A 24,599-nucleotide genomic window follows, 5' to 3' on the forward strand; every position below is an offset into this window, starting at 1 on the left:
TCCCCCCTCCCCGTCGCCGAGCGCACGGCTTCCCGTCGAACGCACGGCTTCTCCACGCGAAGATGCCGTGCACTCGGCAGCATCCCGTGCACTCGGCGCCGTCGGGCGGGGAAGGGGCGGGCGACGCGGGCCGACGGGGGTCAGCCGCGGGACGGACGGGAAGGAGTCCGCCACGCGGGGGATGCCCGGGGCCGCCCTGCTCCGTAGCGTGAAGGTATGACGACAGGAATGCTCGAACTCTCCGGCATCACCAAGAGCTACGGCTCTCGGCGCGTGCTCGACGACGTGTCCTTCACGGTGGCCCCCGGCCGCCTGACGGGTTTCGTCGGCGGCAACGGCGCCGGCAAGACCACGACCATGCGGATCGTCCTGGGGCTGCTGTCCTCGGACGGCGGCCGGGTCGACCTCGACGGCGCGCCGATCACGGCCGAAGACCGCCGCCGCTTCGGGTACATGCCCGAGGAGCGCGGTCTCTACCCGAAGATGAAGGTGCTCGAGCAGATCGTGTACCTCGCCCGGCTGCACGGCTTCGGCAAACAGGAGGCCACCGACCGGGCCACGGAGCTCCTCACCGAGTTGGGCCTCGGCGAACGGTTGAACGACACGATCGAGTCGCTGTCGCTCGGCAACCAGCAGCGCGCGCAGATCGCCGCCTCGCTCGTGCACGACCCCGAGGTGCTCATCCTCGACGAGCCGTTCTCCGGTCTCGACCCGCTCGCGGTCGACGTGGTCGCCGGAGTGCTGCAGTCCAGCGCTGCGAAAGGCGCATCCATCCTGTTCTCCTCCCACCAGCTCGATGTGGTCGAGCGCCTGTGCGACGACCTCGTGATCCTCGCCGGTGGCACGATCCGCGCCTCAGGCTCCCGCGATGCGCTCCGCGCCGAGCACGCCCGCGACCGCTACGAGCTCGTCTCCGCAGGCGACGCCGGGTGGCTGCGCACCGAGCCCGGTGTGACGGTCGTCGACTTCGAGGGCGGCTACGCCCTGTTCGACGCGGACGGCCCCGAGACCGCCCAGCGTGTGCTCCAGTCGGCCGTGCAGCGCGGCGACGTCGCGAGCTTCGCGCCGAAGCATCCGTCCCTCGCCCAGATCTTCAAGGAGGTCATCCAGTGAGCACCCCCGCCCCCGTCCGCAGCAGCAACGGCATCTGGCTCGTCGCCGAGCGCGAGATCGGATCGAAGCTCCGCAGCAAGGCCTTCCTGATCTCCACCGGCATCCTCCTGGTGCTCGCGCTGGCCGGCATCATCCTCGGCGGCTTCGCCAGCAAGAACACCGACACGACGCCGATCGCCGCGACGGCAGAGACGGCATCCGTCGTGTCGGCGATCCCCGGAGTCGAAGTCACCGAAGTGGCCGACCAGGCCGCCGCAGAAGAGCTCGTGCGCGACGACAAGGTCGACGCCGCGGTGCTGGAAGGCGATGGTCCCTCGGGCTACACGATCATCGCCCTGCAGGATGCCCCGGGCTCGATCGTCTCGGCACTGTCGATCTCTCCCGAGGTCGTCATCCTGGAACCGGCGACCACCAACCCGCTGCTGCGCTACTTCATCGCGATCGCGTTCGGCCTGGTGTTCATGATGGCCGCGGCGACGTTCGGCGGCACGATCGCCCAGAGCGTCGTGGAGGAGAAGCAGACGCGCGTGGTGGAGGTGCTGCTGTCGGCGATCCCGGCGCGCACGCTCCTCGCCGGCAAGGTCATCGGCAACACGGTGCTCGCGATGGGGCAGATCCTCGCCCTCGCGGCGGTGGCCACGATCGGGCTGATCGTCACCGGTCAACGCGAGGTGCTGACGACCCTCGGAGCGCCGATCATCTGGTTCGCGGTGTTCTTCCTGTTCGGCTTCATCCTGCTGGCGGCCATGTTCGCGGCCGCCGCCTCGATGGTGTCGCGCCAGGAGGACATCGGCTCGACGACCACGCCGATCACGATGCTGATCATGGCGCCGTACATCCTGGTCATCGTCTTCAACGACAACCCGCTGGTGCTGACGATCATGTCGTACGTGCCGTTCTCGGCCCCGGTCGGCATGCCGATGCGCCTGTTCGTCGGCGAGGCGCAGTGGTGGGAGCCGCTGCTGAGCCTGGTGATCCTGCTCGCGAGCTGCGTGGCCGCGATCGTCATCGGCGCGAAGATCTACGAGAACTCGTTGCTGCGCATGGGCTCCCGGGTCAAGCTCAAGGAGGCGCTGCGCGGCTGACGCGCCGCGCCTCGCGTCTCGCGTCTCGCCCCTCGTCTCGCGTCTCGCCCCGCACCGAGACCCCGCCTTCACGCCGAAACCCCCTGTTGCGGATGTCTGCAGCAGGGGGTTTCGGCGGTTACTCGGGGTTTCGGCGACAACCGGGTCTCGGCGGACAAGTACCGGTCAGATCATGCCGTCGGCGAGAGTGGTCGGGTTGCCGAAGCGGTGGTTCGTGATCGACACGGCCTGCTCGTGCAGGAACGGCAGGATCTCGACGCGGCCGGCACCGGTCACGGCGTGCGACCACACCGCGACATCGGGGCTTCCGTCCAGCGCCTCGTGCAGAGCCGCGGCATCGCCGCCGACCAGACGCACGCGGTGCCACGAGTTCGCCGCCTTCGCGTAGTGCTTGGTCCACGCCGCATCCGACTCGTGCTTCACGGTGACCCCGTGCGCCCGCAGCGCCTTCTCGACGCGCGAGGGCAGCGCCGGCGCCGACACCGTGAACGGGCTGCCGCTGCGCAGGGCGGCCGCGAGCACGCGGATGCCGTCCGCCAGAGGCGCGTTCTCGGCGATGCGCACATCGACCGCGACCGGACGGTAGCGGAACAGGTTGCGCTCGACTCCGAGGCCCGACTTGTCGCTGACCGCACCGAACTCGTCGACCCAGGCGCGCTCGTCGGATGCCGCGGCGCGGTGCAGCCATTCAGCTTCGGCCGCGTCGACCTCGGAGGCGGCAGCATCCAGCAGCGCGCCGACCACCGGCACGACGGCCGCGCTCGGCGCTCCGGCCGGAAGCTCGGCCGGAGCCCAGTCGCCGAGGCCGAAGAGGTAGTTCGGTCCGCCGGCCTTCGCGCCCGCACCGACGGCCGAGCGCTTCCAGCCGCCGAACGGCTGACGCTGCACGATCGCCCCGGTGATGCCGCGGTTCACGTAGAGGTTGCCGGCCTCCACGCGGTCGAGCCAGGTGGCGACCTCGTCGGAGTCGAGCGAGTGGATGCCCGCGGTCAGGCCGTAGTCGACCGCGTTCTGCAGGCGCAGCGCCTCGTCCAGGTCCTTGGCGTGCATGATGCCGAGCACCGGGCCGAAGAACTCGGTCAGGTGGAAGTACGAGCCCTCGCGCACGCCGGTCTTGACGCCGGGCGTCCACTGCTTGCCCTCGTCGTCGAGCTTGCGCGGCTTGACGAGCCAGCGCTCGCCCTTCTCCAGCTTCGTCAGCGCCGTGAGCAGCTTGCCGTTCGCGGGCTCGATGATCGGACCCATCTGCGTGGCCGGGTCGTCGGGCAGCCCGACGCGCATCGAAGTCACGGCATCCACCAGCTGACGCTCGAACCGCTTCGAGTCGGCGACCGATCCCACGAGGATCGCCAGCGACGCCGCGGAGCACTTCTGCCCCGCATGACCGAAGGCACTGCGGGCCACGTCGGCGGCCGCGAGGTCGAGGTCGGCGGAGGGAGTGACGATGATCGCGTTCTTGCCGCTGGTCTCCGCGAGGAGAGGCAGGTCGGAGCGGAACGAGCGGAACAGCTGCGCCGTCTCGTACGCCCCGGTCAGGATCACCCGGTCCACCGCAGGGCCGGCGACGAGCCGCGTGCCCAGGTCGCGCGAAGCCAGGTCGACGAGCGCGAGCAGGTCACGCGGCACACCCGCGGCCCACAGCGCTTCGACCATCACCGCACCGCAGCGCTGGGTGAGCTTGGCCGGCTTGATGATCACGGCCGACCCAGAGGCCAGACCGGCCAGCACTCCACCCGCGGGGATCGCGACCGGGAAGTTCCACGGCGGGGTGACCACGGTGACCTTCGACGGCACGAACTCGGCGCCCGAGACGGTCTCGAGGTCCTTGGCGCGCTCGGCGTAGTAGTGCGCGAAGTCGATGGCTTCGCTGATCTCGGGGTCGGCCTCGGCGATGGTCTTGCCCGCCTCGTGGGCCATGATCTCGATGAGCTGGCCGCGGCGCGCGGCGAGCTCGTCGCCGGCGCGGTGCAGCACGGCGGCGCGGTCGGCGGCGGGCAGGGCGGCCCACTTCTCGGCAGCGGCGCTGGCGGCGGTGAAGATGCCGTCGAGCTCGGCATCCGTCTCGACCTTCGCGATCGCGATGGTGTCGAGGCCCAGCGTCGATCCGACCGAGCGGCCGAGGATCTCGCGCCCCCACGCCCGGTTCGCGGCGATGGCGGGGTCGGTGTCGGCCTGGTTCTCGAATCCGTTCGTGGTGCCTGCGGGAGCCTCCACGGTGCGGTCCTGCACACGGTGGGGTGCCGGGACGTACTCCGGAGCATCGGTCTCCAGCGCGGCCAGCGAGCGCTCGAAGCGCTCCCGCTCGCGAGTGAGCAGCGTCGGGTTCGAGGCGAGCTCGAACACGGCCGACATGAAGTTCTCCGGGCTGGCGTTCTCTTCGAGGCGGCGCACGAGGTACGCGATCGCGACGTCGAACTCGGCCGGGTTCACGACCGGCGTGTAGAGCAGCAGGCGTCCGACGTCCTTGCGGACGGCCTCGGCCTGGCCGGTCGCCATGCCCAGCAGCATCTCGTACTCGACGAGGGGCTCCGCCTCCCCCTGGGTCCCTGAGCCTGTCGAAGGGCGCGCCACCCCGCGCGCCTGCGCGAGCAGCCACGTGTAGGCGATGTCGAACAGGTTGTGGCCCGCGACGCCGATGCGCACGGCATCCAGACGCTCCGGGGTCATCGCCCAGTCGAGCACCCGCTTGTAGTTGGTGTCGGAGTCCTGCTTGGTGCCGTAGGTGGCGAGCGGCCAGCCGTGGATCGCGGCGTCGACCTCTTCCATGGCGAGGTTCGCACCCTTGACGACACGCACCTTGATCGGCGCTCCACCCTTCGCCCGGCGGGCGGCAGCCCACTCCTGCAGGTGCTGCATCGCGCCGAGCGCGTCGGGCAGGTAGGCCTGCAGCACGATGCCGGCCTCGAGGTTCTCGAGCCCCGGCTGGTCGAGGATGCTGGTGAAGGCCGCGATCGTCAGGTCGAGGTCGCGGTACTCCTCCATGTCGAGGTTGATGAACTTGGCCTTGCCCTTGGCTTCGGCCTTCGCGGCGAGCTCGTAGAGCGGGGTGAGCTTCTCGACGACATCGGCCACGGCCTCGTCGAACGACCACATCGACAGCTGGCTGACGACGCTGGAGACCTTGATCGACACGTAGTCGACGTCGTCGCGGGCGAGGAAGTCGCGGGTGCCCTGCAGGCGGTGCCCGGCTTCGCGCTCGCCGAGCACGGCCTCGCCGAGGAGGTTGAGGTTGAGGCGGTTGCCGCTCTTGCGCAGCTTCGCGATCGCGGGGCCGAGCTTGGAGGGCGTGGCGTCGAGCACGAGGTGCCCGACCATGGCGCGCAGCACGCGGCGCGAGATCGGCACGACCACGCCGGGCAGCTTCGGCGCCCAGAAGCCGCCGGTCTTGATCGCGGCCCGGAGGTAGCCGGGCAGCAGGCTCGGGGTGATCTCCGAGATCTCGGCGAGCTTGCGACCCGCGACACGCAGGTCTTCGGGGCGCATGACGCCGTCGACGAAACCGACCGTGAACGCGAGTCCGTTCGGGTCTTTGAGCACCTCGGACAGGCGCTGGGCGGCCGGTTCGACGGGGTGCGTCTCACTCTCGGCGAGCCAGCGCTGCACGAGGGCGGCGACGTCTTCTGTGCGGGGAATGGTGGTGTCGGCGGCGACAGGCATCGGGGGACCTTCCAAGAGAGCGCACACCGGGGTTTCGTGTGCGGCTGGATCATTGTCCTTCCCCTCGGTAGGCTCCGTCTATCAACCGATTTGCGTGGATTCTGTTCACTCAAGCTGAACGAATGGAGCGACCGTGCTCGACGTCAATCGCCTGCGGATGCTCGTGGAGCTGTCACGCCGCGGAACCCTCTCCGCCGTCGCCGACGCCCTCTCGTACAGCAAGGCCTCCGTGTCGCAGCAGTTGAGCGCCCTGGAGCGCGATGTGGGGGTGCCGCTGCTGCGCCGAGTCGGCCGCGGCGTGCAGTTCACCCCGCAGGGGAATGTGCTGGTCAGCCAGGCCATCGGCATCCTCGATCAGCTGGAGCACGCCGAGGTCGCCGTCGCGGAGTCGCTCACCGAGGTGACGGGCACGGCGCGCATCGCCGTGTTCCAGTCGACCGCGCACTCCCTGCTGCCGCGCGCGCTCGAGTCCCTCAAGGAGAGGCATCCGGCCCTGCGGGTCGAGGTCACCGAGTGCGACCCGGAGACCGGGCTCGTCGGGGTGTCCAGCCGCGACTTCGACCTGATCCTCGCCGAGCAGTATCCGGGGCGGACCCGCCCGATCCACGCCGACCTCGACCGGGTGATGCTCGCCCACGACGCGATCGCCCTCGCCCGGCATCCCGGAGCGCCCACGCACGCGGATGCCGTCGCCGCTCTGTGGTCCACCCGCGAGGAGCCGTGGGTCCTCGAGCCCGAGGGCACGGCATCCCGCGCCTGGGCCGAGCAGCTCTGTCGCACGGCCGGGTTCGAGCCCGACGTGCGGTTCGAGATCGCCGACCTCACGGCGCACGTGCGGCTGATCCACGCCGGGCTCGCGGTCGGACTGCTGCCCGAGCTCGTGTGGGCCGGCGACACCCCGACCGTGGATCTGGCGCCGCTCCCCCGCGAGCCGCGGCGCGAGATCTTCTCCTCGGCACGGCGCGTGTCCGCCGCCGCCCCGTCCATCCGCGCCGTGCGCAACGCGCTCGCGGACGCCGCTTCGCACAACCTGCCCGCCTGACGAAGACACGCACCCACTCGGGAATATGCATGCACATGCATCTGTTCTGTCCCGTGTACCCGGACGAAGGAGTCCGATCCACTCCTTCTGAAAGGCACTTCCGTGAGCACTCCCGTCATCGACCGCACCGCCCCGACCGAGCACCCCGTCCTCGACGTCCTCGCCGGCCGCTGGAGCCCCCGCGCCTTCGACGCGCAGAACTCGATCGACGAGGCCAAGCTCGCCACCGCTCTCGAGGCCGCCCGCTGGAGCCCGTCCGCCAACAACACCCAGCCGTGGCGCTTCATCGTCGCCCGCCGCGGCACCGCCCTGCACGCCCAGGTCGTAGACGCCCTGATGGGCTTCAACCAGGCATGGGCGGGCAACGCCGCTGTGCTCGTGGTCGCGATCGCCGAGACGGCCACGGCCGACGGCACGCCGATCACCCACGCCCTGTACGACCTCGGTCAGGCCGTCGCGCACTTCTCGGTGCAGGCCCACCACGACGGCCTCGTCGTGCACCAGATGAGCGGCTTCGACCCGGAGGTCGTCCGCGAGTTCGCCGACCTCGAAGCCCGCTTCGTCCCCACCACGGTCTTCGCCGTCGGCGAGTTCGGCGACATCGAGGCGCTTCCCGAGGTGCTGCAGGAGCGCGAGGTCGCTCCGCGCGTGCGTCGCCCGATCGACGAGACGGTCGTCCTCAGCGCCTGACCCGCGCCCACCCTCCGCTGTCGACGGGGCCCCCGGATTGTCCGGGGGCCCCGTTAGCGTTTCCGGATGGATACTCTCCGCATCACCGGCGCGCGGACGAACAACCTCCGCGATGTCTCGGTCGACGTTCCCAAGAAGCTGCTCACCGTCTTCACCGGCGTCTCCGGATCGGGCAAGTCGTCGCTGGTGCTCGACACGATCGCCGCCGAGGCGCAGCGGCTCGTCAACGACTCCTATTCGACGTTCATCCGCGCACGGCTGCCGCAGATGCCGGCGCCCGACGTGCAGTCCATGGACGGCCTGACCTTCACGGTGCTGATCGACCAGCGTCGGTTCACGGGCAACGCGCGCTCGACGGTGGCGACCGCGACAGACCTGGCCTCTCTCGTGCGCCTCGTGTTCTCGCGCGTGGGCGAGCCTTCGGCCGGCTACTCCCCCGCCTACTCGTTCAACGATCCCTCCGGTATGTGTCCGACCTGCGAAGGACTCGGCACGGTGTACGACATCGACATCGACGCCCTGATCGACCCCGAGAAGAACATCGACGAGGGGCCGGTGCGGTTCAGCCTGTTCCGCCCTGGCGTGTATCGGTGGAAGCGGTTCGCCTACTGCGGGCTGTTCGACCGCGAGAAGCCGCTCAAGGACTACACGGCCGAGGAGATGGATCAGTTCCTCTACGCCGACAAGCTCAAACTCGACGACCCGGACCCGCGGTTCCCGCAGAGCGCCCGGTTCGACGGCGTGATCACCCGCATGCGCGACGTGTTCCTGAAGCAGCGCCCGGTGAAGATGTCGCCCCAGGTGCGTGAAGAGCTCGACCGGCTCGTGACCCATCACACCTGCCCGGACTGCCGGGGCGCGCGAGTGAACGAGGCGGCGCGGGCGAGCCTCATCGACGGGCGATCGATCGTGGACTGGATGCGGATGCCGGTGGCCGAGCTGCACACACTGCTCGACGCCTTCGACGATGCGCGGGTGGCACCGGCGGTCGAGGGCATCCGTCATGTGCTCGACGCCCTGCTCTCGGTCGGCCTCGGCTACCTCACGCTCGACCGCGAGTCGTCGACCCTGTCCGGCGGCGAGGCGCAGCGGGTCAAGATCGTGCGCCACCTCGGCAGCGCCCTGACCGACGTGACCTACGTGTTCGATGAGCCGAGCACCGGGCTGCACCCCGCCGACATCCAGCGCCTCGTCGCCCTGCTGCAGCGGCTGCGCGATGCGGGCAACACGATCCTCGTCGTCGAGCACCACCCGCAGGTGATCGCGGTCGCCGATCACGTGGTCGACCTCGGGCCCGGGGCGGGTTCCGCGGGCGGCATAGTGCAGTTCGAGGGCACGCCCGCGGCGTTGCGCGGCAGCGACACTCTCACGGGACGAGTGCTCGCCGAGCCGCTGACGATCCGCGAGACGGCACGGGAACCCTCGGGTCGCATCACCGTGAAGGATGCGCGATCGCACAACCTGCGCGGGTTCGACGTCGATGTCCCCCTCGGCGTGCTCACCGCGATCACGGGGGTCGCGGGTTCGGGAAAGAGCTCTTTCGCCACGGTCGAGCTGCCGCGCCAGCATCCCGAGTTCACGGTCGTCGGGCAAGACCCGCTGCGCGGCGGAGCGCGGTCGACGACGCTGAGCATCCTGCGCATCGCCGACACGGTGCGCGAGGTGTTCGCCGCCGCGTCGGGCCTCGACCCGTCGTGGTTCAGCTTCAACTCGCGCGGAGCCTGCCCCACCTGCCATGGGCGCGGGCACATCACGACCGAGCTCGCGTTCCTCGACGACGTCTCGCTGCCCTGTGATGCCTGCGGCGGCCTGCGCTTCAACCCGAAGGCGCTCGGCGTGCGGGTCGACGGTGCCTCGATCGCCGACGTCCTGGCTTCGACGCCCGCCGAGGTCAGCGCGCTGTTCTCCGCCCACCCCGATGTGGTCTCGGCGCTGGAGTGGGTGCAGCGCACCGGTCTGAGCTACATCCCGGTGGGACGGTCGCTCGACACGCTCTCGGGCGGCGAGAAGCAGCGGCTGCTCCTCGCCCGGCATCTCAGTGATCCGCGGCGCGACCCCGCCGACCGGATCATCCTCGACGAACCCACCTCGGGCCTGCATCCGACCGACGTCGACACGATCAACACCCTCTTCGACGATCTGCTCGACGACGGCGCGACGCTGGTCGTGGTCGAGCACAATCTGCGCGTGGTCGCGCGCGCGGATCATGTCATCGACATCGGCCCCGGTGCCGGCTCGGACGGCGGGCGGCTGATCTTCGCCGGCACTCCGGCGGCGATCGTGCGCGACGCCGCGTCGCTCACCGGCCGAGCCCTGGCCGCAGCCTCCGAGGGCTGAACACCCTCGGGCCGGAGGGCAGACGCTGGAGCGCCGTTTGTGAGGGGTGCGGCGCGATGCTCCGATCTACAATCGTCGGCATGGCAATCCAGAGAAGGATCAAGTCCGTCGAACAGTCGATGGCAGAGACGCACGACGAGAAACGGTCCCTGAAACGCTCCCTGGGCGTGTGGGATCTCGCTGTCATGGGCGTCGCGGTCGCCGTCGGTGCCGGCATCTTCTCGGTCGGTGCCGAGGCGTCCGCGCGGCATGCCGGCCCGGCCGTCATCGTCTCGTTCATCATCGCCGCGGCCGTGTGCGGGCTCGCGATCCTCTGCTACGCGGAGTTCGCCTCCTCAATCCCGGTCGCGGGTTCCGCCTACACCTTCACCTACTCGACCCTCGGCGAGTTCCTCGCCTGGATCATCGGCTGGGACCTGATCCTCGAGATGCTCATGGCGTCGGCCGTGATCGCGAAGTACTGGGGCGTCTACCTGGGCGATGCGGTGTCCCTGTTCGACCTCGAGATCCCGATGACCCTCCAGATCGGGCCGCTCAGCTTCGACTGGGGTCCCGTCGTGATCGTCGCGATCTTCACGCTGCTGCTCGCCCTCGGCACGCAGCTGTCCAGTCGGGTCAACAGCGTGTTCACGGTGATCAAGGTCGCGATCGTGCTGTTCGTCATCGTCGTCGGACTGTTCTTCATCAACGGCGCCAACTACTCCCCGTTCGTGCCGCCGGCGCAGGAGGGCGCGGCATCGGAAAGCGTCTGGACGCAGTCCCTCTTCTCGTTCATGACCGGCTCCGACCCCTCGATCTACGGGGTGTTCGGCATCCTCAGCGGCGCGGCCCTGGTGTTCTTCGCGTTCATCGGCTTCGACGTCGTCGCCACGAGCGCCGAGGAGACCAAGGATCCCAAGCGCACCGTCCCGCGCGGCATCATGCTCGGCCTCGTGATCGTGACCGTCCTGTACGTGCTGGTCGCGATCGTCATCACCGGCATGGTCTCGTACACCGAGCTCGCGAAGCTCGAAGAGCCCTCCCTGGCGAGCGCGTTCGAGCTCGTCGGGGCGACGTGGGCGGCGCAGGTGATCGCCATCGGCAGCCTCGTGGGACTCACGACCGTGGTGATGGTGCTGCTGATGGGCCTCGCCCGCGTCGTGTTCGCGATGAGCCGTGACGGCCTGCTGCCGCGCTCGCTGAGCGTGACGAACGCGAAGCGCGGCACCCCGATCCGCATCCAGCTCATCGTGGGCGTCGTGATCGCGATCATCGCCGGCTTCACGGATGTGCAGGTGCTGGGCGACATGATCAACATCGGGACGCTGTCGGCCTTCGTGCTGGTGAGCATCGGTGTGCCGATCCTCCGCAAGAGCCGACCCGACCTGGAGCGCCCGTTCACGGTGCCGCTGTCTCCGTGGCTGCCGTGGATCTCGGCGCTCGCCTGCTTCTGGCTGATGCTGAACCTCAGCACCGAGACCTGGGTGCGCTTCGCCATCTGGCTCGCGCTCGGCCTGGTGATCTACTTCGCATACTCGCGGCGGCACTCGCTGATCGGACGGGAGCTCGAGAAGGACGCTCTCGGCGGGCTGCACCGCCCACCCCTGCGGTAGCCGCGGCGCGCCGCCTTGCGACCATCTCCCGAAATGAAGGAGAACTCACGCTTCGAAGGATGCTGTGCAGCATCCGCTCCTTCATAGCGTGAGTTCTCCTTCATAACGTGCGGCGGTCGGGTGCCCGGCGGCGCAGCGGGACGACTCAGTCGTCGAGCAGTTCCGCCTCGATCACGTCGTCGTCGACGGGCGTAAACCGATACTCCGGCACTCTCGTCGTGCACCCCCGCCGTCGTGAACGAACGCCCATTAGCCTCGTGGACTGTGAGTTTCGACGAGTTCCGACGCGATATCACCCGGGTTCTGAAGCACGCGACGCCCATGATGCTCGCCCAAGTCATCCCCCTCGGGGCGTCGTTCGCCCTGATCGCGGTAGCACTCGCGCTCGGTCGAGCCGACTTCGCAGCGATCATCGGAACGGCCGCGACGATCAGCGGGCTCGGCACCCTCATCAACGTCGGCGTCGGGATCGGCACTCTGCGCGAGCTGGCCGCCGCCCGCACCGACGAGGGCCTGATCACCTCCGCGATAGCGACGAATCTGCGACTCGCGTCGGCAGTGTCGTTCATCGTGATCGCGGTGAGCGCCGCAACCGCCGTCACGCTCAGCCTTTCCGCAGCGCCGACATCGTCTCTCGGGATGGCGCTCTGGATCGCGTTGATCCTCCAGCTTCCCGCCAACGCCCTGTCGTCACACACCAGTGTGCTCGCCGCCGCCTTTCAACACCTCGGGCGCGAGAAGGACAACCTCGTCATCACGCTCACGCGCACGCTCATCGGCCTGGCGATCGGCCTCGCGATCGTCATCCTGGTCCCCGATCCGCTCGCCGCGATCGCCCTGCAATCGGTCGTCGCCTCGCTCATGGTGATCGCCATGCTCTGGGAACGTCGGCGGCGACTACTCCGAGCCGGAATCCGGGTCCGCGTTCTCCTCGCCCCCGACTTCTCGCCCCGCCGCATCGGGGATCGCGTCCTGAACTCCCTCGACGGCGCCGTCTTCATGGTGCTGTTCATGGTCGCGCAGCTGGTCGCGGCCAGCATCTCCGCCGAAGTCGCAGCTCAGGTCGCCGCCGGTGTCGCGCTGTGCCGGACCGTCATCATCCCGCTGAAGATGGTGGGCCAGACCGCCGGGCGGATGACGCTTCAGGACGGCGGTCGGGAGCCTGCGTACCGCGCGGCGTCGTACGGCGTCGTCGGCATCTTCGTCGTCCCCCTCGCGCTGTCGCTCACCCTGCTCTCCGCGTTCGGCCTGAGCCCGGTGGGTGATCCGGCACTGGGTCTGCTGATCGCCCTGCAACTCCTGCTCGAGCCGTTCTCCGGATCCCTGTTCGCCTACATGAAGGTCACCTTCGGCGCCACAGCCGGATTGCTCGGACTGATCCTCACGTATCTCGCGCTCGCGCCTGCCGCGCTGATCATCTGCAGGTTCACGGCCCCGAGCGCGGTAGGCCTGTGGGCCGCTCTGCTCCTCGTCAGGCTCCTCTTCAGCGTGGCGAACCTCGCTGCGCTCCGGACGCTCCTGCGCTCACAGCTCCACCCGCCCACCCTCTCGAAATGAAGGAGAACTCACGCTTCGAAGGATGCTCTGCAGCATCCGCTCCTTCATAGCGTGAGTTCTCCTTCATAACGTGCGGCGGTCGCGCGGCTCAGGGGAAACGACTCAGTCGTCGAGCAGTTCCGCCTCGATCACGTCGTCGTCTTCCTCGGGCTCGGACGCGGGCTCCGGCGTCGTCGCGGTGAGCACGAGGCCCGCCCCGTCGGCGCCGACATCCACCCGCACGGTGTCGCCGTCGCGCACGCCGCCCGAGAGCAGCGCCGTCGCGAGCTTGTTCTGCACCTCGCTCTGGATGAGGCGGCGCAGCGGCCGGGCACCGAACATCGGGTCGTACCCGCGCTCGGCGAGCCACGACCGGGCATCCGGCGTCACGGCGAGTGTGAGTCGACGGTCCTTCAGGCGGTCGTGCAGTTGGTCGACCGAGAGCTCGACGATCTGCGCGAGGTCGTCTTCGCTGAGCGCCGAGAACATCACGATGTCGTCGAGGCGGTTCAGGAACTCCGGACGGAACGCCTGCCGCACCAGCGCCATGACCTGCTCGCGCTTGACCTCGGGCGACAGCACCGGATCGATGAGGATCGGCGAGCCGAGGTTCGACGTGAGGATCAGGATCACGTTGGAGAAGTCGACCGTGCGGCCCTGACCGTCGGTCAGACGACCGTCGTCGAGCACCTGGAGCAGCACGTCGAACACCTCGGGGTGCGCCTTCTCGACCTCGTCGAGCAGGATCACGCTGTACGGGCGACGCCGCACGGCCTCGGTCAGCTGACCGCCCTGCTCGTAGCCGATGTAACCAGGAGGGGCGCCGACGAGCCGGGACACCGAGTGCTTCTCGCCGTACTCCGACATGTCGATGCGCACCATCGAATGCTCGTCGTCGAACAGGAACTCCGCCAGCGCCTTGGCCAGCTCGGTCTTGCCGACACCGGTCGGTCCGAGGAACAGGAACGACCCGGTCGGACGGCCGGGGTCGCTGATGCCGGCACGCGAGCGTCGCACGGCATCCGACACCGCCTTGACGGCATCCTTCTGCCCGATCAGGCGCTTGCCGAGCTCGCTCTCGAGGTGCAGCAGCTTCTCGCTCTCACCCTGCAACAGGCGACCGACGGGGATGCCCGTCCACGCGGCGATGACCGCGGCGATGTCCTCCTCGGTGACCTGCTCGTTGACCATGCGCGGTTCGGCGGGGGTCGCGGCCTCGGCCTGCTCGGCTTCGGCGATGTCGCGCTCCAGGCGCTTGATGGTCTCGTATTCCAGCTTCGAGGCCTTCGTGTAATCGGCGTTTCGCATCGCGAGGTCGCGCTGGGTGATGGCGTCGTCGAGCTGCTTCTTGAGCTCGCCGACGCGGTTCAGGCCCTGACGCTCGCGCGCCCACCGGGCCTCCAGCCCTGCGAGTTCCTTCTCCATCTCGACGAGGTGCTCACGGAGCGTGCCGAGGCGCTCCTTCGACGCGGCGTCCTTCTCGCGCTTGAGAGCCAGCTCCTCCAGCTTCAGCCGGTCGACCTGGCGCTTGAGCTGGTCGATCTCGACCGGCGAGGAGTCGATCTCCATCTTGAGCCGAGACATCGACTCGTCGATCAGGTCGATCGCCTTGTCGGGCAGCTGCCGCGCGGGAAGGTACCGGTTCGAGAGTGCGGCAGCGGCGACGAGGGCGCTGTCGGAGATCGTGACTCCGTGGTGCGCCTCGTAGCGCCCCTTAAGTCCACGGAGGATCGCGATGGTGTCCTCGACCGTGGGCTCGCCGACGTACACCTGCTGGAAGCGACGCTCGAGCGCGGCATCCTTCTCGATGAACTCGCGGTACTCGTTGAGCGTGGTCGCGCCGATCAGGCGCAGCTCGCCGCGGGCCAGCATGGGCTTGAGCATGTTGGAGGCCGCGACCGAACCCTCGCCGCCACCCGCACCCATCAGCACGTGCAGCTCGTCGATGAACGTGATGACCTGGCCGTCGGACTCGGTGATCTCCTTGAGGACCTGCTTCAGCCGCTCCTCGAACTGCCCGCGGTACATGGCGCCGGCCACGAGAGCCGAGATGTCGAGGGTGACCAGTTCCTTGTCCTTGAGCGACTCGGCGACGTCGCCGGCGACGATGCGCTGGGCGAGGCCTTCGACGACGGCGGTCTTGCCGACGCCGGGCTCACCGATCAGCACCGGGTTGTTCTTGGTGCGGCGGGTGAGGACCTGGCTGACGCGACGGATCTCACTGTCGCGTCCGATCACCGGGTCGAGCTTGCCCTCGCGGGCGCGGTCGGTCAGGTTGATGCCGAACTGCTCGAGGGCGGACTGCTGGTCTTGGTTCTGGTTGCCGGTCTGCGGGTTGCTCATGCGCTCCTCCTGGAGATGCTCCTTCTGGTCGTCTCCCGCCGACCGGACGGACGGCGGGATCAAAGTTGAGTCGTGTTGACTCAAGTTTAGCACTCGGTCGCGTTCTCCTCCAGTCGATGCCCCGCGCCGAGCCCGGCCTCAGCGCTCCCGCTGGACGGCGTCCCAGATCGCGGCCGCGACCGCACGTTTCGAGCCGGATGCCGCGCCGGCATCCGCCCCGCCCGGGCCGAGGATGTGCACGGCGTTCTCGGCGCTCTCGAACCCGCGTTCCCAGCCGACCTCGTTCACGACGAGCAGGTCGACCCCCTTGCGCTGCTGCTTGCGGCGAGCGCGGGCGAGCAGCTCGGCCTCGTCCTCCGGGGTCTCCGCGGCGAAGGCGATGATGAGCTGTCCCGGTTTCCGCGTCGAGGCGAGTGCGGCGACGATGTCCTCGTTCTCGACCAGCTCGATCGCGGGCACTCCCCCGCCCTCCTTCGTGAGCTTGCGGTCCGACACCGCGACCGGTCGATAGTCGGCTACGGCCGCCGCCATCACCACCACGTCGGCGCCCGGGGCCTCCCGCTTCATCGTCTCGGCGAGCTCCGCAGCCGCGCCGACGGAGACGATGCGGATCGCCGGATGCCGCACCTCGGCGAGCACGTCGCCCGCGATGTTCGCCGCGACCAGGGTCACCTCGGCCCCGCGCGCGGCAGCCTCGGCGGCGAGGGCCGCCCCCTGTCTGCCGCTGGACCGGTTGCCGAGGAAGCGCACGGGATCGATGGGCTCGCGCGTGCCGCCGGCCGAGACGACGACGCGCACACCGACGAGGTCTCCGGGAGCGAGCAGCGCCTGTGCCGCCGCGAAGATCTCCTCGGGCTCCGCCATCCGCCCGGGTCCGCTGTCGCCGCCCGCGAGTTCGCCGTCCGCGGGGCCGACGAGGTGCACGCCGCGCTCCCGCAGCGTCGCGATGTTCGCCTGCGTGGCCCTGTTCCGCCACATCTCCGCGTGCATGGCCGGAGCGATCAGCACGGGAGCCTCGGTGGCGAGCAGAGTCGTGCCGAGGAGGTCGTCGGCGAGTCCTGCGGTGATCTTGGCGATCGAGTTCGCGGTCGCCGGCGCCACGATGACGAGTTCGGCGCCCTGACCGAGGGCCACGTGCCGCACCTTCGCCACGTCGTCGTGCACGCTCGTGGTGACCGGGTGGCGACTGATCGCCTCCCAGGTCGGCAGCCCCACGAAGCGCAGCGCATCCTCGGTGGGCACCACGGTCACGTCGTGCCCACCCTTCGTGAGCAGGCGCACGAGGTGCACCGTCTTGTACGCGGCGATGCCGCCCGTGACTCCGACGACGATGTTCACGTCTCGATTCTGCCCCAGCATCCGCCGCCGCGGGCCGACACCGGCGTCATCGACCTAGACTTGGCCCCGTGTGCACGGTCGTGATCGATGTCGAGGATGCCGGTGTCGCGAGGCTTCTGGCGGTGCGCGACGAAGACCCCCAGCGGGAATGGGATGCTCTCGGCCCCTGGTGGCCGGAGCGGTATCCGGGGGTGATCGGCATCCGGGATCGTCGCGCGGGCGGGGCCTGGCTCGCCGCGAACCCCGCGGAGCTCCGGCTGGCGGTGCTGCTGAACCGCGCTGACGTGCGCGACCTCCCCGAGGCTCAGGCCCTCTCGCGCGGATCCCTCGCACTCGAGTCGGTCGTGGGCCGCTCTCCCGTCGCCCCGCTGCCCATGCACGGCTTCAACCTGCTGGAGGTCGGCCCCGAGGGTGCGCGCGTGCTGTCGTGGGATGGCGTCGAGCTCCGCGAGACCCCCATCGTGCCCGGCACGCACATGATCGCGCACGACGACCTCGACGACGAGGCGACGCCGCGGATCACCGCTTGGCTTCCCGAGTTCCGCGCCCTCGGTCCGACGGCCGACATCGAGGACTGGGCGGCTGAATGGACCGCGCTCCTCGCGTCGTCGGCGAAGCTCGCCCCCGAGGACGACCGCGCGATCATCCGCGACAACCGCCCGCACGGGTACCCCACGCAGTCGCTCCTCTATGCGACGGCATCCGTCACCCCCGCAGGCCTTGAGGTGAGCGATCATGCGCTCCCCTCGCCGGCACACTGGAGCGACTGAGCGCACATCCCCCGCATTCCGGCGATGCGAGCAACGGATGCGCCACGCCGAGGACTGCGTAGTCATTCCTCTCCTCCACGCCGTCTAGCATGGGAAGCCCGGCACGAAGAGGAGGGCCCATGCCGCCGAAGTCCCGCGGTGTGACCAGCGTCGACGTCGCCCGAGCGGCGGGCGTGTCGCAGACCACGGTGTCACGCATCGTCAACGGCCATGAGGGCGTCTCGGAGCGGGTGCGCGCCAAGGTCGAGGCGGCCATCCAGCAGCTCGACTACCGCCCCAACCTCAGCGCCCGGAGCCTCGTCACCAGCCGCACCCAGACGATCGGCGTCGTGCTCGGCGACCCGCGCAACAGCTACTACGCCGAACTGCTGCACACCATCAGCGACGATCTCAACCGCGCCGGATATCGCGCTCTCATCCTCAGCGGTCGCGCCGACACCACCGAAGACCTCGCGAGGACCCTGCGGGAGACGAACGTCGACGGCGTCATCCTCACGACGACTCTGCTCTCGCCCGATGACGAGGGTCGCATCGTGTCGCTCGGCGTCCCCGCGGTGACGATGGGGCCCGGGGCCGTGCCGGACAACGACTCGATCTCGCCCGACAACATGGACGGAGGCCGCATCGCGGGCCGCCATCTGGCGTCTCTCGGCCATCGACGCATCGGGGTGATCGCCGGCCCTCTCGGCACGACCTCGGTGCGCGATCGGCACGAAGGCTTCCTGTCGGAACTCGAGGCCGCGGGGGTCGCGTTCGACCCCTCGCTGCTCGACGTGGCCGACCTCGACTACACCCGAGCGTTCGAGGCCGCGACGCGCCTGCTGCAGCTGCCGGAGCCTCCCACCGCACTCTTCTGCCACAACGACCTCGTGGCTTTCGGCGCCTTGAACGCCGCGAAGGCACTCGGAATCGGTGTGCCGGACCAGGTGTCGGTGCTCGGGTTCGACGATGTCGCGATGTCGTCGTGGCAGGCTTTCGATCTCACGACGGTGCGTCAGCCGATCCTCGACATGGCGCACGGCGCCGTCGAGCTGCTGCTCGCGCGTCTCGCCGCGCCGGAGCAGGATGCCGCGCACGTGCTCCTGCCCTGCTCGCTCGTCGAGCGTTCGACCACGCGGGCGATCTGACCGGAACGCCGGCTCAGGCCGCCGGCACCGCCGAAGCCTCTGAATCCTCGGCGCAGGAGAACCGCGCGCGGTAGGCCGTGGGCGTGAGTCCGAGCACCCTCGCGAAGTTCTGCCGCAGCACGGCCGCCGAGCCGAACCCGCACTCATCGGCGATGTGGTCGAGGGGAAGGTCGGTGCGCTCCAGCATCCGCTGGGCATGGATGATGCGCTGGCGTGCGAGCCAGGCCGCGGGCGTCGCGCCGTACTCGGCCTTGAACCGTCGGGCGAAGGTGCGCGGCGACATCAGGGCTCTGGCCGCGAGCTGATCGACTCCGAGGTCGTCGCGGAGGTGCTCGACGGCCCAGTCGGCGACCGCCGCGAGCGAGTCGGTGGCGACCACGGGGATCGGACGGTCGATGAACTGCGCCTGGCCGCCGTCACGCTGCGGGGGCACCACCATGCGACGCGCGATGCGGTTGGTGAGCTCGGCGCCCACCTCCTGGCGGAGCAGATGCAGGCACGCATCGATGCCGGCGGCGGTGCCGGCGCTGGTGATGATCTTCCCGTCCTGCACGAAGAGCACGTCGGGGTCGATGTCGATCTGCGGGTACATGTCGGCCATCACGTGCGCGTACATCCAGTGCGTCGTCGCACGTCGCCCGTCGAGCACGCCGGCGGCGGCGAGGATGAACGAGCCGCTGCAGACGCTCATCACCCAGGCGCCGCGGTCGACCGCATGCCGGGCTACGTCGAGCAGGAGCGGATCGATGTCGCCCCAGCGCTCGCGCGGCACGGGGCAGAACACGACGAGGTCGGCTTCGTAGGCGAAGGCCAGGTCGTGCTCGACGTTGACCGAGAAGCCGATCTTCGACTTCACCACTCCCGAGTGCGGGGCGACGATGCGGAAGTCGAAGTTCGGTACGCCGTCGGCGGACCGATCGAGCCCGAACGCCTCGCAGGCGACGCCGAACTCGAACGGCGCGAAGCCGTCCTGGATGACGCAGGCCACTGTCTTCATGCACACTCCCGGTTGGCAGTTTTCGTACGATGATAGTCGATTCTGCCACTCGTGACAGTTCAGCATCGAACGTAGCGTTTCTGCCATGATACTCGTCATCGCACTCATCGCTCTGGTCGTGTGGGCAACCGTCGCCACCGTCGTCGAACTCCGTCGCGACGGCTACCACCGCGCGCCGACCGACTGGGGTCGCATCGGTGGTCGCGACATCCACCAGCAGGCCGAGTCCGGGCACGGCTACCGCTGAACCCGGCTCGAGCCGCGGTGTATGGTCGGCTCATGATCCCGCTCGACAGCCTCGTCGCCTTCGCCGTCGCCTCCGTCGTGATCATCGTCATCCCCGGTCCGAGCGTGCTGTTCGTGATCGGCCGCTCACTCTCGCTCGGCCGGCGCGCCGGCGTGCTCAGCGTCGTCGGGAACGCACTCGGAACCGTGCCGGCCGTCCTCGCCGTGGCGTTCGGGGTCGGGGCCATCGTCGCCTCCTCCGTGGTGGCGTTCACCATCATCAAGATCGTCGGCGCCGCCTACCTGGTCTGGCTCGGAGTGCAGGCCATCCGCCACCGCCACGACCACGTCCCGGATGCGGGTCGCACACCGGCCTCCGCCGCGAAGCTGCTGCGCCAGGGCTTCATCGTCGGGCTGACCAACCCGAAGACGATCGCGTTCTTCGTGGCTGTGCTCCCGCAGTTCGTCGTGCCGGCGGCCGGCACGGTCTGGGCGCAACTGCTTCTGCTCGGGCTCACCTTCCAGGCGCTCGCACTGGTCTGCGACAGCGTGTGGGCACTCGCCGCCGGAACCGCGCGCACCTGGTTCGCCCGCTCGCCGCGTCGTATGTCGACGCTCTCCGGTACCGGGGGCGTGATGATGATCGGCCTCGGCGGCACACTCGCGCTGACCGGCGCCAAGAGCTGAGCCGATTCCCCCGTGCGGATCGCGGGCACCACGGCTACGCTCGTCGTCATGAGCGAGCCCTCGCAGCCTCCCGCGCACCTGCCCGCCGATCCGCAGTATCCCGGCACGCACACGTTCCCGATTCACGCGTCCAGTGCGCCACCCTCTGACCCCGCCGACCCTGCCGACCCTGCTGCCCCGGCTGCCCCGGCTGCTCCCGCGTATCCCACGGCGTATCCGACCGCCCCCACTCACCCGGCCGGCACTCCCGCGCATCCCACCGGCTACCCGCACGGCGCCGCCTACCCGCCCGGCGCCGGCTACCCGACCGCAGCCCCGGCCTATCCTGCGGGAGCGCCCGGCCAGCCCGCGTCCTGGCCGATCGCGTCAGGAGCCCCCACCGCACCGGCCGGCAGCATGCTCGGCCGCACCGCCTTCGTGATCGCCGTCATCACTCTCGCGGTCAACCTCATCTCGTCGATCGTCCGACTCTTCATCTACACATCGGACTTCGGGTACGGAGCGGCCTACGCGATCGACGACGCGATCGGCGTGATCTCGTTCTTCGCGTATGCCGTGGCCCTCGTGCTGGGTATCATCGCCGCGCGCCGACCGGGCGCGCGCCTTCTCACCGGCATCGCGATCGGGATCGCCGGGGCCGGCGCTCTCGGGATGATCTTCAGCTGGGTCGGCATCGCGTTCCTGCGCTTCGTCTGAAACTCAGCCTCGTCAGCGCCCGGCGAGCACCCGCTCGTAGACCTCGACCATGGCCGCCGTGCGCGACGACTGCCGGAACGCCTCCGAAACCTCGGGAACCGGGGTGGGCGCGGTGCCGGCGGCGATGTCGGATGCGGCCCTGCGCAGGGTCTCCGCGAGCGCGGCCACCCGTCGGGTCTCGAGCTCCCGTCCGGAAACGGTGGCGCCGGCATCCGGAACCGCCCACAATCCCCCGCCGAGCTCGGCCGCGATGTCGGGGTCGCAGATCACGGAGGGCGTGCCGAGGGTGGCCGCCTCGAACGGGGTCATCCCCTGGGTCTCGAAGCCGATCGACGTCTGCACGAGCGCGTCGGCGGCGGCGATCCGCTCCAGGGTCTGCGGGTAGGTCAGTCGTCCGGCGAAGCGCACGCCGTCATGCCCGCGCACGATCTTCTCGGCCGCGGCACGCTGCCCTCCGCCGCCGATGATCTCGAGTTCCGCGTCGATTCCGGCGGCGACGAACGCCTCGAGGAACGGCAGCAGGCGCTTCTCGGGACTCATCCGGCCGAGCCAGACGAACCGGGGCGGTCCCGACTCCCTGACTGCCGGTCGCGCAGCGAGCGTCTGTGCACGCAGGTCGTCGTCGATACCGTTCCAGATCACGTCGACCCGCGGGAAGACATCGTGTTCCTCCAGGCGTCGGGCGAAGTGCGTCGACGGCGCGGTCACAGCGGATGCGCCGACGGCGAGGCCACGCAGGAACGCCCAGCCGTCCGCGCCGCGCACCGGATTGCCGATCCCGCGCATCGCCCCGCGGCGCCAGGCGTTCAACACGCCGAGCACGGGCCGGTGGAGCGGGGTCACGGCCGCGATCCCGACGTCGACGCGGTTGTGCATCGTGTGCACGACCGGGATGCCGTGTCGCTGGGCGTAGCGGTGCCCGATGAACGCGCCCCAGAAGTCGGCTTGCACGTGCACCAGGTCGACCGGGGGGCGGCGGGTCAACGCTCTGTCGAGGAAGCGGTCGGTCGCGCGCCCCGGCCAGCTCATCGAGTACTCGCGGTCGAGCGTGATCGGCACCGAGGGGAGGTCGATGTACGCCCCGCCGTGAGTATCGGATGGCGTGCGCGATCCGTGCATCTTCGGCGCGACGACCGTGACCGTGTGTCCGGCGCGTTCGAGGAACTCCCGCTGCAGCCGCATCGACACCTGCGCGCCGCCGAGGGAGTCGAGGTGCTGATCCCCGAAGAAGACGATGTGCATGCCGGGTTACTCCGCCGCTGACGCGTCTACGCGCCGTGAACCGATGGGGATACTGTGCATGCGGGCTACTCCGCCGCTGACGCGTCGCGGCGCCGTGAACCGATGGGGATACTGTGCATGGCGGGTTGCTCGCTACTCCGGCAGCGGCTCGTTGCGGTACAGCGCCTCGAAGGTGTCGAGTGTGCGGTTGATGTCGTGGATCGCAACACCGTCGAGCGAGGCCCGCTGCATCCGCTCGTACTCCGCGGGGTCGGCCGTGAGCACATCGGTCAGGCGCGCGGCGAGGTCGTCGACGTTGCCCGGCTCGAACAGGTAGCCGTTCTCGCCGTCGTGCACGAGGTGCGGGAGGGCCACGGCATCCGCCGCGACGATCGGCAGCGCCGACGCCATGGCCTCCATGGTCGCGATGGACTGCAGCTCGGCGATCGAGGCGATCACGAACAGGCTCGCACGGGACAGCAGCGCGCGGAGCTCCTCGTCGCTGGTGCGCCCATGGAACGTGACGCGGTCAGCGAGTCCGAGCTGCGCGGCCAGGTGCTCCAACTGCTTGCGCTGGTCGCCGCCGCCGACGATGTCGAACGTGGTGTCGAGGGCGGGGTCGAGTTTCGTCATCGCCTTGAGGATGACCTCGACCTGCTTCTCGGCGGTGAGGCGGCCGACGAAGACGATGCGGTTCTTGTCACGCGGGGCGATCACGGGCGTGTACTGCGTGCGGTCGATGCCGCAGCTGACGGGGATCACCCCCTTCACCTCGACCGTCTTCTCGAGGAAGTCGGCGGCGCGGCGGGTCGGCGTGGTGATGGCACGCGTCTTGTCGAAGGTGCGCTTCGCGTCGGCCCAGGCGAACTTCAGGACGAGGTCGTCGATGAACTTCGGCATGGTCGTGTGGTCGAGGATGTTCTCGGCCATCACGTGGTTGGTCGCGATGACCGGGATGCCGCGCTCGTTCGCGATGTAGGCGAGGCCGCGGCCGATCACGATGTGCGACTGGATGTGCACGACATCCGGCTGCACCTGGTCGATGACCTTGCGGGCGTAGTGCTTCGAACGCCACGGCCACACGAACCGCAGCCAGTCGTGCGGCGCCCAGCGCACCGACGGCAGACGGTGCAGCGTCATCGGCTCGCCCTCGATGACCTCGGTGTGCGGCTGCGCGCGACGGTAGGCCTGGTTGGGGGCCACGACGTGCACGTCATGTCCGCGCTGCACGAGCCCTGCGGCGAGGCGCTCGGCGAAGCGGGCGGCGCCGTTGATGTCGGGCGCGAAGGTGTCGCAGCCGATCACGATCTTCAACGGGCGGGGCGCGGGGGCGGCGGCGGGGCCGCTCGACGGATCGATCGGATCGTCGGAGGAGGTCACAGACATGCTGCCTTACGATGTGGCGGCCAAGGGAAAGCCCTGGTCGGGGCGCTGGCCACTCTACCCGAGGGGCCTGATCGGACAGCGGCGGCATACCGGCATCCCCTCAGCCTCAGCCGATACCGTGGAGCCATGCGACTGACTGCCGACGCCGATCCCCAGCTGTGGATTCCCGTGACGGATTCGCTCGGGTGGAAGGGCCGCCGGCATCGCAAGGCGGCGATCCGCATGCTCCTGGGTCAGGTCAACGCCGCCGTGGGTGCGACCGAGCGCCCCGGGTCCCGGTTCGGCGCGTGGGCGATGAGCCAGGCGGCGCCGATGCTGATGAAGCGGGCGGATGGCCGCGTCCTGGTGTGGACCTGGAAGGCCGAGCCGGAGCTGGTCGTGGCGATGGCGTCGGCGCAGGTCCTGACCCCCGATGTGCGGATCGCTCGCGCGTCGATGCCGATGGACTTCGACGACACGGAGTCGTTCCCCACCCGGCTCGGCGTGGGCGAGAAGCTGCTCGTGCCGATGCCGCCGTCTCCCGCGTCGCCGCCCTTCGCGACCTACACCTGGGACACGGGCACCCATCTGGTGACGTTGACCGCGGTGTGCAGCGACAAGGAGCGGTTCGGCACCCTGACCGGCGCGCTCGACGATCTGGCGCGCAGCATCCGCATCGCCGACGACCTCACCGGTGGAGAATCCCCGGACGTGCTGCGGCTCGATCCCGCCTGAGCGCGCTCCCGCTTCACAACTAGTGAAGTCAGGTAACTATGTA

At 69.5% G+C, this 24,599-nt stretch carries 19 protein-coding genes; 13 read left to right on the forward strand and 6 right to left on the reverse strand.

Annotation, left to right across the window (positions count from 1 at the left end):
* Window positions 1-228: 228 nt before the first annotated feature.
* Window positions 229-1,113, forward strand: coding sequence for an ABC transporter ATP-binding protein (locus ACWGO6_RS06885; RefSeq protein WP_136040891.1), 885 nt, complete (start codon window positions 229-231; stop codon window positions 1,111-1,113).
* Window positions 1,110-2,198, forward strand: a complete 1,089-nt coding sequence (locus tag ACWGO6_RS06890; protein WP_136040883.1) for an ABC transporter permease — start codon at window positions 1,110-1,112, stop codon at window positions 2,196-2,198. Before ACWGO6_RS06885 ends, ACWGO6_RS06890 begins: the two co-directional genes overlap by 4 nt.
* A 165-nt stretch (window positions 2,199-2,363) precedes the next feature.
* Here ACWGO6_RS06890 and ACWGO6_RS06895 read toward each other — a convergent pair whose 3' ends face one another.
* Entirely contained in the window at window positions 2,364-5,855 is a 3,492-nt protein-coding gene (locus ACWGO6_RS06895) for a proline dehydrogenase family protein (RefSeq protein WP_452326263.1), read from the reverse strand.
* 133 nt (window positions 5,856-5,988) lie between these two features.
* Here ACWGO6_RS06895 and ACWGO6_RS06900 point away from each other — a divergent pair, with 133 nt between their 5' ends.
* The 5 genes from ACWGO6_RS06900 (at window position 5,989) to ACWGO6_RS06920 (ending at window position 13,073) form a co-directional block, all read left to right on the forward strand.
* Complete coding sequence (locus ACWGO6_RS06900; protein ID WP_136040881.1) at window positions 5,989-6,897, forward strand: LysR substrate-binding domain-containing protein; 909 nt, start codon at window positions 5,989-5,991, stop codon at window positions 6,895-6,897.
* 102 nt (window positions 6,898-6,999) lie between these two features.
* Window positions 7,000-7,587, forward strand: a complete 588-nt coding sequence (locus ACWGO6_RS06905) for a nitroreductase family protein (RefSeq protein WP_136040880.1) — start codon at window positions 7,000-7,002, stop codon at window positions 7,585-7,587.
* A gap of 66 nt (window positions 7,588-7,653) precedes the next feature.
* Window positions 7,654-9,924, forward strand: a complete 2,271-nt coding sequence (locus ACWGO6_RS06910; protein ID WP_205820225.1) for an excinuclease ABC subunit UvrA — start codon at window positions 7,654-7,656, stop codon at window positions 9,922-9,924.
* Between the two features lie 80 nt (window positions 9,925-10,004).
* Window positions 10,005-11,516 carry an APC family permease gene (locus ACWGO6_RS06915; RefSeq protein WP_136040879.1) on the forward strand — a complete coding sequence of 504 codons (1,512 nt, stop codon included), beginning with the start codon at window positions 10,005-10,007 and terminating at the stop codon, window positions 11,514-11,516.
* Between the two features lie 264 nt (window positions 11,517-11,780).
* Window positions 11,781-13,073, forward strand: a complete 1,293-nt coding sequence (locus tag ACWGO6_RS06920; protein ID WP_452326264.1) for a hypothetical protein — start codon at window positions 11,781-11,783, stop codon at window positions 13,071-13,073.
* 102 nt (window positions 13,074-13,175) lie between these two features.
* Here the strand turns inward: ACWGO6_RS06920 and ACWGO6_RS06925 are convergent, their stop codons facing one another.
* Together ACWGO6_RS06925 and coaBC are read right to left on the reverse strand one after the other, a co-directional pair.
* Complete coding sequence (locus tag ACWGO6_RS06925; protein WP_136042420.1) at window positions 13,176-15,395, reverse strand: ATP-dependent Clp protease ATP-binding subunit; 2,220 nt, start codon at window positions 15,393-15,395, stop codon at window positions 13,176-13,178.
* A 138-nt stretch (window positions 15,396-15,533) separates the two neighbouring features.
* The gene (gene coaBC, locus ACWGO6_RS06930) at window positions 15,534-16,733 is read right to left on the reverse strand and encodes a bifunctional phosphopantothenoylcysteine decarboxylase/phosphopantothenate--cysteine ligase CoaBC (RefSeq protein ID WP_136042419.1); all 1,200 of its coding nucleotides are present in this window, start codon (window positions 16,731-16,733) and stop codon (window positions 15,534-15,536) included.
* Window positions 16,734-16,801: 68 nt separating this feature from the next.
* On the opposite strand from coaBC, the gene ACWGO6_RS06935 reads away from it, so the two are divergent.
* A complete protein-coding gene (locus ACWGO6_RS06935) occupies window positions 16,802-17,503 on the forward strand; it encodes an NRDE family protein (RefSeq protein WP_452326265.1) in 702 nt (233 codons plus the stop codon).
* A gap of 119 nt (window positions 17,504-17,622) precedes the next feature.
* A complete protein-coding gene (locus ACWGO6_RS06940) occupies window positions 17,623-18,630 on the forward strand; it encodes a LacI family DNA-binding transcriptional regulator (protein WP_168429584.1) in 1,008 nt (335 codons plus the stop codon).
* A gap of 13 nt (window positions 18,631-18,643) precedes the next feature.
* Here the strand turns inward: ACWGO6_RS06940 and ACWGO6_RS06945 are convergent, their stop codons facing one another.
* Window positions 18,644-19,627, reverse strand: a complete 984-nt coding sequence (locus ACWGO6_RS06945) for a GlxA family transcriptional regulator (RefSeq protein WP_136042416.1) — start codon at window positions 19,625-19,627, stop codon at window positions 18,644-18,646.
* Window positions 19,628-19,712: 85 nt separating this feature from the next.
* On the opposite strand from ACWGO6_RS06945, the gene ACWGO6_RS06950 reads away from it, so the two are divergent.
* Genes ACWGO6_RS06950 through ACWGO6_RS06960 form a run of 3 tightly spaced genes read left to right on the forward strand, consistent with a single transcriptional unit; the run spans window position 19,713 to window position 21,235 of the window.
* Window positions 19,713-19,874, forward strand: coding sequence for a hypothetical protein (locus ACWGO6_RS06950; protein WP_452326266.1), 162 nt, complete (start codon window positions 19,713-19,715; stop codon window positions 19,872-19,874).
* A gap of 32 nt (window positions 19,875-19,906) precedes the next feature.
* A complete protein-coding gene (locus tag ACWGO6_RS06955) occupies window positions 19,907-20,539 on the forward strand; it encodes a LysE family translocator (protein ID WP_136042415.1) in 633 nt (210 codons plus the stop codon).
* Between the two features lie 48 nt (window positions 20,540-20,587).
* Entirely contained in the window at window positions 20,588-21,235 is a 648-nt protein-coding gene (locus ACWGO6_RS06960; protein ID WP_452326267.1) for a hypothetical protein, read from the forward strand.
* 12 nt (window positions 21,236-21,247) lie between these two features.
* Here the strand turns inward: ACWGO6_RS06960 and ACWGO6_RS06965 are convergent, their stop codons facing one another.
* Window positions 21,248-22,477, reverse strand: a complete 1,230-nt coding sequence (locus ACWGO6_RS06965) for a glycosyltransferase family 4 protein (protein WP_452326268.1) — start codon at window positions 22,475-22,477, stop codon at window positions 21,248-21,250.
* A gap of 132 nt (window positions 22,478-22,609) precedes the next feature.
* Window positions 22,610-23,842 (reverse strand): glycosyltransferase, encoded by a 1,233-nt coding sequence (locus ACWGO6_RS06970; protein ID WP_136042412.1) that lies wholly within the window; start codon window positions 23,840-23,842, stop codon window positions 22,610-22,612.
* A 126-nt stretch (window positions 23,843-23,968) separates the two neighbouring features.
* Here ACWGO6_RS06970 and ACWGO6_RS06975 point away from each other — a divergent pair, with 126 nt between their 5' ends.
* Window positions 23,969-24,556 (forward strand): hypothetical protein, encoded by a 588-nt coding sequence (locus ACWGO6_RS06975; protein ID WP_136042411.1) that lies wholly within the window; start codon window positions 23,969-23,971, stop codon window positions 24,554-24,556.
* Window positions 24,557-24,599 lie beyond the last annotated feature (43 nt).

Source organism: Microbacterium sp. NPDC055665, assembly GCF_053618035.1.

Bases quoted from the DNA above. Each gene is read 5' to 3' on its own strand.
- ACWGO6_RS06885 (WP_136040891.1), top strand. From the start codon at position 229: ATGCTCGAACTCTCCGGCATCACCAAGAGCTACGGCTCTCGGCGCGTG.
- ACWGO6_RS06895 (WP_452326263.1), bottom strand. From the start codon at position 5,855: ATGCCTGTCGCCGCCGACACCACCATTCCCCGCACAGAAGACGTCGCC.
- ACWGO6_RS06910 (WP_205820225.1), top strand. From the start codon at position 7,654: ATGGATACTCTCCGCATCACCGGCGCGCGGACGAACAACCTCCGCGAT.
- ACWGO6_RS06915 (WP_136040879.1), top strand. From the start codon at position 10,005: ATGGCAATCCAGAGAAGGATCAAGTCCGTCGAACAGTCGATGGCAGAG.
- ACWGO6_RS06925 (WP_136042420.1), bottom strand. From the start codon at position 15,395: ATGAGCAACCCGCAGACCGGCAACCAGAACCAAGACCAGCAGTCCGCC.
- ACWGO6_RS06940 (WP_168429584.1), top strand. From the start codon at position 17,623: ATGCCGCCGAAGTCCCGCGGTGTGACCAGCGTCGACGTCGCCCGAGCG.
- ACWGO6_RS06945 (WP_136042416.1), bottom strand. From the start codon at position 19,627: ATGAAGACAGTGGCCTGCGTCATCCAGGACGGCTTCGCGCCGTTCGAG.
- ACWGO6_RS06950 (WP_452326266.1), top strand. From the start codon at position 19,713: ATGATACTCGTCATCGCACTCATCGCTCTGGTCGTGTGGGCAACCGTC.
- ACWGO6_RS06955 (WP_136042415.1), top strand. From the start codon at position 19,907: ATGATCCCGCTCGACAGCCTCGTCGCCTTCGCCGTCGCCTCCGTCGTG.
- ACWGO6_RS06960 (WP_452326267.1), top strand. From the start codon at position 20,588: ATGAGCGAGCCCTCGCAGCCTCCCGCGCACCTGCCCGCCGATCCGCAG.
- ACWGO6_RS06965 (WP_452326268.1), bottom strand. From the start codon at position 22,477: ATGCACATCGTCTTCTTCGGGGATCAGCACCTCGACTCCCTCGGCGGC.
- ACWGO6_RS06970 (WP_136042412.1), bottom strand. From the start codon at position 23,842: ATGTCTGTGACCTCCTCCGACGATCCGATCGATCCGTCGAGCGGCCCC.
- ACWGO6_RS06975 (WP_136042411.1), top strand. From the start codon at position 23,969: ATGCGACTGACTGCCGACGCCGATCCCCAGCTGTGGATTCCCGTGACG.